Origin of the sequence: Microbispora sp. ZYX-F-249, assembly GCF_039649665.1 — a bacterium.
Lineage (GTDB): Bacteria > Actinomycetota > Actinomycetes > Streptosporangiales > Streptosporangiaceae > Microbispora > Microbispora maris.
Genome location: NZ_JBDJAW010000082.1, coordinates 1 through 10,530, shown reverse-complemented (window position 1 = coordinate 10,530; position 10,530 = coordinate 1). Strand labels below are relative to the sequence as shown.

The window sequence follows — 10,530 nt, the reverse complement described above, 5'->3', positions numbered from 1 at the left end:
TGGTGCCGTCGGAGTTCAGGCGCCACTTCTGGTTGTTCTGGCCGTTGCAGTCCCAGATGATGACCGCGGTGCCGTCGGCGGTGCCGCCGCCGTTCACGTCCAGGCACTTGTTGCCGTAGACCCGCAGCTCACCCGCGCTGGTGGAGGTCCACTGCTGGTTGGCCTGCCCGTTGCAGTCCCAGATCTGCGCCTGCGCGCCGTTCGCCTGCGAGGCGCCGTTGACGTCCAGGCACCGGCCCGACCCCACACCCTTGAGCGCGCTCGTGCTCCCCGTGCCGCCCGTGGGAGAGGCGGTCGGCGACGGCGACGGCGACGGGGTGCCGCCGCTCCCGAACTGCGTGAAGAAGCTCCACACCACGGGCCTGGTCCAGGAGTTCTCGCCGGGTTCGAAGTCGCCGGGCTTCCCGTCCACGGGGCCGGGGGTGTGGCCCGCGTCGAACGCCGCCCACGCGACCGGATACCCGGCCCGGCAGCCCGAGTAGTAGGTGACGATGTGCGTCAGGCTGCCCTGCGCAGGCTCCGGCGGGTTCTGCGCGGTGCAGCCGTTGTTCCTGACGAACCTGTCACGCAGCGACCGGCCCGCGGAGATGTTGAGCACCGGGTCCCTGAGGCCGTGCAGCCCGATGTAGGCGACGGGCTCGGTGCCGCCGCTGCACCCGCTGAGCTGCCCGCCGGAGTAGACCGCAACCGCTCGGAAGACCGACGCCCGGGCGCACGCGAGCGCGTAGCTCATGCCACCGCCGTAGCTGAAGCCCATGGCGAAGCGCTGGGAGGTGTCGACACAGAGGTCCGCCTCGATCCGCCGGATCATGTCGTCGACGAAGGTGATGTCCTCACCGCCGGAATTGGCCCAGCCGTTGTTGAAGCCCTGGGGCGCGACGAAGATGGTGCTGTTGTTCGACAAGGCCCTGAGCCCGTAGTAGGACCAGGGGTATCCACTGGTTCCGCCCGAGTCGACGTCGTTGGCGGTGCCGCCGTTCCAGTGGAATCCGAAGATCAAGCGATAGGGAGTGTTGTTGTTGTAGTTGTCAGGAATTCTCAGGATGTAGCTGCGATTCTTCCCGCTGGTCGTGATCGACTGCGTACCGCTTCTCAGCGTCGGAGTCTTGCCGCATCCCGCGGTGGCCGCGAGGGCGCTCTTCGCGGTGGCGGATGTGACGGCACTGTCGCCCAGCGCGGCCTGCGCCGTGGACAGGAGGAGCAGTGCCGTGGTCGCGATGACGGTGAAGAGGGATCTGTGCCCCGGCATCACGCAAGCTCCTTTCTCATGAAGACACACGAAAATGGGGTAGCCGTTCGGTACCGGCGTTTTCCTGGGGGAGAGAGGGCCCGGCCGGACCGGTGTGTCCGGTCTCCGGCGCGGTGAGTTCCGGTCCGCCGTCGCCGGCGTCCTCCGCGCGATCGAACTCGCCGGTCTCATGGGGTACCGGCCGACCGGTCGAAGCGTCCGGTGTTAACGCTCACCCAACGCCCCGATCGGGTTTCCTCTCTTCCGGATGGCGGGGATGGAGGCGATGGTGCAGCGGAGCAAATATGACCGTGACCGGACCTGTCAAGGCCCGGTCTTCCCGGTGCCGCGGATCACCGTCACGGCCGGCCCGCCGTTCCCTCGCCTGGCCAGGGAAAGCGGCCGTGGCCGCCGCTGACGGGCCGCGCTGAAACTTTCACTCCCCGGGGCTCGAATCGTTTGCGAGGGTGGGGAACCCGGTGTCAGCGCCGCAGCCGTACCGGGTCGGCAGGTCCGCTGCGGCGGACGACCCAGGCCTCGGTGATGTGGTTGAACATCGCCTCGGCGGCGCCGTCGGGATCGCGGGCGGCGATGCGTTCGTAGATGCGGCGGTGGCCGAGGTTCGACGCCACGCACAGGGCCCGCTCGGTCCGGCCCGTGTAGCGGGCGGTGTGGATGACCTGGTTCTCCAGCGCCCGTACGACGCCGCGAGCGATGCGGTTCCCGGACGCCTGCATGATCGTGTCGTGGAAGGCGCGGTCGCTGTCCGCGTAGGTGACGTGGTCGTCCACGAGCTCGTCCATCCGGTCCACCAGCGCGCGCAACCGCTCGACGGTGTCCGGCCCGGCCAGGCGGGCGGCGACGTTCGCCATGTCGGACTCCAGCACGCGCCGTGTGACGACGACGTCGTCGAGAATCGCGAGGGTCTCGTCCTCGGCGATGGTCGCGGCGAGGACGAGCTCGTCGAGCATGTCCCACATCGCCGGGGGCGTCACCATGGTGCCGGCGCCCTGGCGGACCTGTACGAGCCCTTTCTCCTGCAGGACCTTCACGGCCTCGCGGACGACGGTGCGGCTGACGGAGAAGGCTTCGCACAGCGCGGGCTCGGGGGGCAGCGGCGTTCCCGGCGGGTGCACGCCGCGGACGATGCGCTCCACCAGCTCGGCCGTCACCGCCCGGGCGAGACTGGCCGGGCGCCGTACCCAGGCGGGGGACGCCGGGATGCCACCGGCCGTTTCCTGCGATGCCGTCATATCCCCCTCCGGTGGCCCACACGAACAGCGCCACCGCGCCAGTATAGGTGACGGCTATTGACGTAATACGTCATACGAGTTACGTTTCGCCGAAGACCGGCCGGGCCAGCCGGCCGCTCACTGGAAAGCGAGCAGCGATGAGACAGCAGCGGTGGTGGGCGGTCCTGATGGTCGCGGGACTGGCCGTGACCGGCTGCGGGAGCGCCGCACGGACGGAGTCCCCGTCCTCCGGGAAGGCGTCGCAGGAGCAGCGCAAGCTGGTGGTCTGGGACTGGAAGTCCGGTGAACCGGCCGCCGCGACCTACATAGAGAAAGCGAAGGCCGACTTCGCCGGGCGGCATCCCGGGGTCACGGTCGAGTTCGTCGCCCAGCCGTTCGACCAGTACTACACCCTGCTCGGCACGGCGATCCAGTCCGGCAAGGGGCCTGACGTCATGCTCTTCAACGGCGGCGGGCAGATCCGCGACCGCGCCGACGCGCTCCTCCCGCTGGACCAGTACGTCGCCGCGGACAAGAGCCGGCTGGCGGGCTGGGACGCGTTCAGCAAGGACGGCAAGATCTACGCCGCGCCGGTGACCCTGCAGGGGCACCCGATCTACTACAACAAGGCGCTCTACGAGAAGGCCGGACTCGATCCGGCGAAACCGCCCGCGACCTGGGACGAGCTCCTCGAGTCCTGCGCGGCCATCAAGAAGGCGACCGGGGCCACGTGCTTCGCGCTCGGCAACAAGGAAGGCGCCGGGATCCAGTTCTGGATGTCGGGCCTCGGATCCGGCATCCTGACGCCTCAGGAGTACGACGACTGGATCGCCGGGAAGCGCGACTGGTCCTCACCGCACGTACGGCGGATCTTCGAGCTGTGGAAGGAGGCCCAGGACAAGGGGCTGAACAACGAGGGTGCCAACTCCACCGCGATGTTCACCGACATCTTCAGGGTCTTCGAGACCGGCAAGGCCGCGCACATCATCGGGCTGATGTCCGACGTCGGGCACTGGAAGGACTTCGGCGAGTTCCTGCCGCCCGACAAGATCGGCGTCATGCAGGCCCCGGTCGACTCCGAGGGGGCCACTCCGAGCCTTCCGTACGACGGCGGCATCGGCTACGGGGTGGCGAAGTGGACGAAGGACCCGGAGCTGGCCGCCGACCTGGTGCGCTCCCTGACCTCGACCGGCGCGTTGACCGCGTTCTACGCCAAGGCCGGCGCGATCGCGTCCGACACGACCATCGACGTCTCCCAGGCCGGCCCGGCCGTCGCCACGATCGTGCAGCAGATCAAGGCCGGCAAGCCCGCCCTGCACGTCGCGCTGTCCTCCAAGACCCTGGACCTGATGGGAAGGCTGTCCCAGCAGCTCCTGAGCGGGTCGGCCACGGTGGACGAGGTCGTGGAGCAGCTGGCCGCCTCCGACCGGGCGGGCTGATCGCGTGCCGGTCAAAGATTCACCGCCGTCGGTGCGCCCGGCCCGCTCCGGGCGCACCGGCGCGGCGGCGACGGAGCGGCGGGGGCGCCGCGGGAACGCCCGGAGGCCCACCCGCGGGGCGCGTGCCGAGCGCCTCGCACCCTACGTCCTGGTGGCCCCGGCCGTACTGATCATTGTGGTGCTGCGGCTGTGGCCGCTCGTCCTGGGGGTGAACTTCTCCTTCACGGGCGACGGCGAGCTCAACGGAACCCCCGTCGGCCTGGGCAACTACCTGGAGCTGGCCGCCGACCCGTTGTTCCGCACCTCGCTGCGCAACGTCGGGCTGCTGGTGCTGCTGCTTCCCGTGGCGGTGGCGATTCCGGGCCTGCTCGCGACCTTCATCTATCTGCGCGTCCCGGGTCACCGGGTCTATCGCAGCGTCTACTTCTTCCCGGCCGTGCTCTCACCGGTGATCGTCGGTGCGATCTTCAACCTCATGCTGGGGTACGACGGCCCGGTGAACGCCGCTCTCGGGGCGATCGGCGCCGGCCCGGTCGACTGGCTCGGCGATCCGGACGTCGCGATGTTCACGGTCGTCGGCGTGCACGTATGGGCGACGTTCGGGATGGCCCTGGTGGTGTTCCTCGCCGGGTTCAGCACCCTGGACGCGTCGCTGCTGGACGCCGCCCGGGTGGACGGCGCGTCGCTCGGCCGCGTCATCTGGCACGTGATCATCCCGAGCCTGACGCGCACCATCCAATTCGTCTTCGTGACCACGATGATCGGGATGCTGACGTCCATGTTCGGCCTGCTCTTCGTCATGACCAGCGGGGGCCCGGAGGGGTCGACCTATCTGCCGGAGTACTACATCTGGCACGAGCAGGGGCAGATGAACCGGCCGGCGCTCGCCTCGGCCGCGTCGACGGTTCTCTTCGTCGTCATGCTCGTGGTGGGGCTCCTGCAGATCAGCCTGCTCCGCCGCTCGGGAAGGCAGGACTGATGCCCGGCATGCGCCTGGCCAGGTGGGCGGCCGCCGTTCCGATGGCCGCTCTCGCGCTGGCGACGATCTATCCGCTCGTGTTCACCGCCAACGTCGCGATGAAGACCCGCCGCGACTACGTCCTCGACCGGTTCTCCCCGGCGGCATCCCCGCGCTTCGACAACATCGCCGAGGCGTGGGCCGGCGCCGGGATGGCGCGGTACTTCGCCAACTCGTTCGTCGTGGTGGCCTTCTCGGTGCTCCTTCTGCTGCTGCTGGGGTCGATGGCCGGCTTCGCGCTGAGCCGGCTGCGGTTCCGCGGCTCGACCGTCATCTTCCTGGGCTGTCTCGCGGGGCTGTTCGTCCCCTTCCAGGTGATCATGGTGCCGCTGACCAGGATCATGGCCGACAGCGGGCTCGTGGACACGTATCCGGGGCTCATCCTGGCCTACGTCGCACAGTTCCTCCCGTTCACCGTCTTCCTGATGACGAGCCACTACAGGACCATCCCGGCGGAGATCGTCGACGCGGCCAGGATCGACGGGAACACGGTGTACGGGGTGTACCGGCGGATTATGCTCCCGCTGGGCGTTCCCGCCCTGCTGTCCGTCGGCATCCTCAACACCTTGTTCTGCTGGAACGACGTGCTCATCTCCCTGCTGATGATGCCGTCGCCGGAGCATCGCACGCTCATGATCGGGGTCAACTCGCTGCGCGGACAGTACTCGGACGACATCCCCACCTTCGCCTCGGGAGTCCTGATCGCCGCGGTACCCGTACTGATGATCTATCTGTTTCTGCAACGGCGGATCGCCGACGGCGTCACCGCAGGTTCCACGAAGGGCTGACATGAGGATCACGGGGTATCGGACCACGACGACGGTCTCGGAATGGGGCCGTCCCGTCGGCGACGCCAACGGCGTCTTCGCCGACGGGGTCGTCTCGGTGCCGATCGTGTTGGTGGACACCGACGAGGGGATCACCGGCGTCGGCCTCGGGCCGCACGTGAACATCGACGCGGTGTTCGCCGCGATCGAGGGCGAGGACCCGCGCGGCGTCACCGCGCTCTACGACCGCATGCTGCGGCAGACCTTCAAGGCGGGGCACGCGGGCGCCGTGTTCGGCACGATCGGCGCGCTCGACACCGCTCTGTGGGACATCAAGGCGCAGGCGGCCGGCGAACCGCTCTGGCGGCTGCTGGGCGGACGCGACAGGCGGGTTCCCGCCTACGCCTCGGGCCTGGACATCGGCCTGACCGACGACGAACTCGTCTCGGCCTACCAGGTCTACGCCCGGTACGGCCTGCGCGCCGCCAAGATCAAGGGCGGGCTCGACATCGAACGCGACCGGCACCGCCTGACCCTGGTGCGGGATGTCCTGACCGAGGCCGGGCACGGTTCGCGGCCGGGTCTGATGCTCGACGTGAACGAGGCCTGGACGCGCAAGCAGGCGGTCAGGCACGTCTGCGAGCTCGAGCGCACGCTGGACCTCACCTGGATCGAGGAGCCGGTCCGGCGGTGGGACGCCGAAGGGCTGGCCGCCGTCGGCCGTGGCGTCCGCGCCTCCGTCGCCACGGGGGAGAACCTCACCGGGCTCGAGCAGTTCCGCCCGCTGCTGGCCGCGGGGGCGGTCGACATCGTCCAGACGGCCGCCGTCTGGGGGGTGTCCCACTTCCTCCGGGTGGCCGCCCTGGCACACGCCCATGACCTGCCGGTCAGCCCGATCGGCAACACACCGGTCGGGCTGCTGCACGCCGCGACGTCGGTGCCCAACCACATGGCCAGCGAGTTGCAGGACCTGCATCCGCCGATCGGCATGTCACTCGATCTGTACGTCGAGGACGGCGCGTTCATCCTCGGTGACTCGCCGGGGCTGGGCATCACGATCGACGAGCACGCGATGAAGGGGGCCGCCGGCCGTCCGGACACCAGCGCCGCGAAGGGCCCCGGCGTCCGGCCGGAGCAGGCCGGGCGACGGCTGCTTTCCGTGGCCGACCACGGTCACCCCGCACAGCCACACCAGCTCACCCCTCGCACGCGGCCGAACGACGAGGTGCCTCACACCGTCCGGCGCTGACCGTCCCCGCGCACGCAGTGCCGGAAGAAAGGAAGAAACATGCGTCCGTCACCTGTGCCGCGAAGACGACCACAAGGAAGAACGACGGCCGCGGCGTCCGCCGCCGTACTCATCACCGCCGGAATGTTCGCCGGCCCGGGCGCCGCCCGGGCGGAAGCGGCCGGGGCCGCCGACAGGATCGTGGTGGCGCCCGCCGGAGCCAAGAACTCCGACGACAACGGCCCGGGCAACAGAGGCCGGCCGCTGGCCACCCTCGGGGAGGCACAACGACGGGCCCGTGTCGCGGCGGCCGAGGGGAAGCGCGACGTCACGGTCGAACTCCTGGACGGGACCTACCGGCTGACCTCGCCGCTGCGTTTCGACGCCGCCGACTCCGGCCGGAACGGGCACACCGTCACCTGGACGGCCGCGCGCGGGGCCACGCCCGTGCTGAGCGGTGCCACGCCCGTCACCGGCTGGGAGGTCGACGACGCCGCCACCGGTGTCTACAAGGCCCACGTCGGCACCGGGTTCGACACCCGCCAGCTCTACGTGGACGGAAAACCCGCGCAGCGCGCACGGATCAGCGTGGCACGGTCCGACATCACCCTGACTCCCACCGGCTTCACCATCAGGAACCCCGATCTCGCCTATCTCGCCACGCTTCCCGACCAGAAGCGCATCGACTTCCAGGCGATGCTCTCGTTCACCAACCGGTTCGCGCCGGTGGAGAGCATCTCCGGTTCCACCGTCGTCATGCAGCAGCCGGCCTGGGACAACAACACCTACGGGTACGACGCCATCCAGGCGCCGTTCCGGACGCCGAAGTTCTTCCTGCTCAATTCCAGGAAATTCCTGGATGAGCCCGGCGAGTGGTATCTGGATACCACCGCTGGAACGCTGTACTACAAACCGCTCCCCGGGCAGGACATCTCGCAGGTGCGGGCCGAGCTGCCCCGGCTGGAGTCGCTGGTCCAGGTCGGCGGCACCTACGACGAACCGGCCCGCAACCTCCGGTTCGAGGGCCTGACCTTCACCGGCACCACCTGGCTGCACCCCGGCACCTCCGACGGCTACGCGAACCAGCAGACCGGCGCCTTCATAAGCGGCGTCCAGCCCCATCGGCCGCCGGACGCGTTCACCTCGTGCTCCTCCGGCTGCAAGGGATTCGAGGCGACCCGTAACAACTGGGCGCAGGCGGCCGCGGCGGTGCAGGTGTCGGCCGCGGAGGACATCGCCTTCGTGGACAGCACCTTCGTGAACCTCGGTAGCGTCGGGCTCGGCATCGGCAACGACGCCAACGCCCACGCCACCGGCGTGGGACTCGGCGCGCACAAGGTGTCGGTCGTGGGGAGCACGTTCACCGCGAGCGCCGGAGGCGGCATCGTGGTCGGCGGCATACGCCCGGACGCGCATCACCCGTCCGATCCCCGCATGGTCAACAGCGACATCCTCCTGCGTGACAACCGCGTCTACGCGACCGCCCTCGAATACCTGGACCAGGACGGGATCTTCGCCAGCTACGTCACCCGGCTGGCCATCGAGCACAACTACGTCTCCGACATGCCGTACACCGGCATCGGCATCGGCTACGGCTGGGGTGCCAACGACCCGGGCGGCAGCCCGGAGTACATCAACCGCGGGCTGTACGACTTCCAGCCGCTCTACGACACGCCGACGACTCTCAGCGACGTCCGCGTGGTGGGCAACCACGTGCGCAAGGTCGTGCAGACCATGTTCGACGCCGGCTGCATCTACACGCTGTCGGCGATACCCCGCAGCACGATCGACGAGAACTACTGCGAGAGCAGCGGACAGCTCGGTCTGTACTTCGACGAGGGTTCCCGGTATCTGAGCGCGAGCCACAACGTGTTCGTCGGCACCGCCGCGCAGTGGGCGCACGCCAACAACCAGAACGGCAACCACACCGGTGACCTCACGCTGATCGGCAACTTCTCCACCAACCCCGCGATCACCGGCCTGGTGAACGGCCAGCGCGGGAACGTCGTCAGGGACAACGTGACCATCAGCGCCGGCAACATTCCCGCCGAGGCCGCCCGGATCGTCTACGAGGCGGGTCCCACCGGGAAGTACCGCGGCGAACCCGACCCGCAGCGCCCCCCGCTCGGTGTCTCTCTGACGGCCGACCCGGCCGGTGTGAGCGCCGGTGGTTCGGCCACCGTCACCGCCACGATCGCGAACGTGAGTGACGGCCGGGCCGCCGGCCTGGCCGTCTCGATCACCGTTCCCGAGGGCTGGCAGGCCGAACGCATCGGCAAGCCGGTGAAGCGCGGGCTCGCCGCCGGCGCGTCGGCCACCGAGACGTGGAAGATCACCGCACCCGGCTCGTTCACGACACCGGTCAGCCGCGCGGCGGTCAAGGCGTCGGTGGGCTTCAGCGCCGGCAAGACCGGCTACACGGTGGACAGGTCGCTGACCCTGACCGCGATCAACCCGCTGACCTCCCTGAAGGCCCACGGCTCGGTGCCGAGCCGGTTCGCGGAGGCCGGATCCGAGTACGCCATCCTCACCGAGGGAACCGACATCTGGCAGGACGCAGCCGGGCGCTTCGACGAGTACGGCGTCGTCTACCGGGACGACGCGGCCGGGAGCACGTCGACCGTGACCGCGCGGGTCACCCAGATGGACAACACCAACGCCTGGGCCAAGGCGGGGGTCGTGCTCCGCAACGACGTCACCGGCACGGGCTCGTCGCCCGGGTACGCCGTCATGGTGGTCACGCCGGGCAACGGGGTCGCCTTCCAGTGGGACTCCGACGGCAACGGCTACCTCGACTCGTTCAGCGGGGTCTCGGGAATCAGGGCGCCCGCCTGGGTCCGCCTCGTCCGCTCCGGCGACCAGGTGAGCGGCTACTACTCCACCAACGGCACCGCCTGGACCAAGGTCGGCCCGACCGCGACCCTGCCCGGCATCGCCGACAGGCAGGACGCGGGACTGATCGCCACGTCCCACGCCGCGGGCGTAACGGGTCAGTTCGGCTTCGCCGACTTCGGCGTGAGCTGATCCGGGCACATCCGAGCCCGGACCATGACCGTGGGCCGGCCGCGGTGGCGGCCGGCCCCTGGTCATCGGCCGTGCTCCGGAACTGTCCTGCTTCCACCGAGTGGCCGGCGTCCGGGTTCGGTGAGGCTCCTGTCCCGGGAGCGGGTCAGCGGTAGCCGGCGGCGATGACCTCGGCCTGCACGGCGTTCTCGGTCGCGTCGGAGGGGTAGCCGGCGACGATGGCTCCCTCGTAGAAGGTGCCCGCGCTGAGGTTGGCGCCGCCGTCGGGCTTGCAGCAGTCGCCGCCGCTGCCCAGGATGATGGCCCCCTGCTTCTTCATGGGGCTGTAGCCGTTGGGGAGCGGGCCGTCGTACAGGGTGTACAGGCCGCCGGACTGCGCGTTGCTGCCCTTGATGGCGAACCGGGTCGTGCCGTTGTTCTTCAGCGTGGCGGTGACGAACTTGTGAGGGAAGGCCCGCTGGTTGGGGTTCCACGACTGGCTTCCGCCGGGGTAGAGCCCCCATTCCAGGTCGGCCTGGACCCACGGGCCCGAGCCGGAGCAGCCGCCGAACCAGCACTGCGTGCTGAAGTTGATGGCGTCCATGGCGCCCGCGG

8 protein-coding genes are annotated in these 10,530 nt (G+C 69.6%); 5 read left to right on the top strand and 3 right to left on the bottom strand.

From position 1 onward, the window contains the following. Positions 1-1,249: ricin-type beta-trefoil lectin domain protein (locus AAH991_RS39210; RefSeq protein WP_346231031.1), on the bottom strand; the 1,249-nt coding region annotated here is incomplete at its 3' end. Positions 1,250-1,710: 461 nt separating this feature from the next. Further along, positions 1,711-2,481, bottom strand: coding sequence for a FadR/GntR family transcriptional regulator (locus AAH991_RS39205; protein ID WP_346231030.1), 771 nt, complete (start codon positions 2,479-2,481; stop codon positions 1,711-1,713). Between the two features lie 137 nt (positions 2,482-2,618). Here AAH991_RS39205 and AAH991_RS39200 point away from each other — a divergent pair, with 137 nt between their 5' ends. The 5 genes from AAH991_RS39200 to AAH991_RS39180 all read left to right on the top strand — a co-directional run bounded on the left by AAH991_RS39200 (position 2,619) and on the right by AAH991_RS39180 (position 9,936). Next, positions 2,619-3,899, top strand: a complete 1,281-nt coding sequence (locus AAH991_RS39200; protein ID WP_346231029.1) for an ABC transporter substrate-binding protein — start codon at positions 2,619-2,621, stop codon at positions 3,897-3,899. 151 nt (positions 3,900-4,050) lie between these two features. Further along, positions 4,051-4,878, top strand: a complete 828-nt coding sequence (locus AAH991_RS39195) for a carbohydrate ABC transporter permease (RefSeq protein ID WP_346231028.1) — start codon at positions 4,051-4,053, stop codon at positions 4,876-4,878. Further along, a complete protein-coding gene (locus AAH991_RS39190; RefSeq protein ID WP_346231027.1) occupies positions 4,878-5,705 on the top strand; it encodes a carbohydrate ABC transporter permease in 828 nt (275 codons plus the stop codon). The genes AAH991_RS39195 and AAH991_RS39190 overlap by 1 nt, the downstream gene beginning before the upstream one ends. 1 nt (position 5,706) lies before the next feature. Beyond that, positions 5,707-6,933 (top strand): mandelate racemase/muconate lactonizing enzyme family protein, encoded by a 1,227-nt coding sequence (locus tag AAH991_RS39185; protein ID WP_346231026.1) that lies wholly within the window; start codon positions 5,707-5,709, stop codon positions 6,931-6,933. 123 nt (positions 6,934-7,056) lie between these two features. Then, positions 7,057-9,936 carry an NEW3 domain-containing protein gene (locus AAH991_RS39180; protein WP_346231025.1) on the top strand — a complete coding sequence of 960 codons (2,880 nt, stop codon included), beginning with the start codon at positions 7,057-7,059 and terminating at the stop codon, positions 9,934-9,936. 145 nt (positions 9,937-10,081) lie between these two features. Here AAH991_RS39180 and AAH991_RS39175 read toward each other — a convergent pair. Then, positions 10,082-10,530 (bottom strand): arabinofuranosidase catalytic domain-containing protein (locus AAH991_RS39175; protein ID WP_346231024.1); only part of this gene is annotated, 449 nt, incomplete at its 5' end.

What these genes read in the sequence shown, in the direction of transcription:
- AAH991_RS39205 (WP_346231030.1), bottom strand. Translation starts at nt 2,481, where the DNA reads ATGACGGCATCGCAGGAAACGGCCGGTGGCATCCCGGCGTCCCCCGCC.
- AAH991_RS39200 (WP_346231029.1), top strand. Translation starts at nt 2,619, where the DNA reads ATGAGACAGCAGCGGTGGTGGGCGGTCCTGATGGTCGCGGGACTGGCC.
- AAH991_RS39190 (WP_346231027.1), top strand. Translation starts at nt 4,878, where the DNA reads ATGCCCGGCATGCGCCTGGCCAGGTGGGCGGCCGCCGTTCCGATGGCC.
- AAH991_RS39185 (WP_346231026.1), top strand. Translation starts at nt 5,707, where the DNA reads ATGAGGATCACGGGGTATCGGACCACGACGACGGTCTCGGAATGGGGC.
- AAH991_RS39180 (WP_346231025.1), top strand. Translation starts at nt 7,057, where the DNA reads ATGTTCGCCGGCCCGGGCGCCGCCCGGGCGGAAGCGGCCGGGGCCGCC.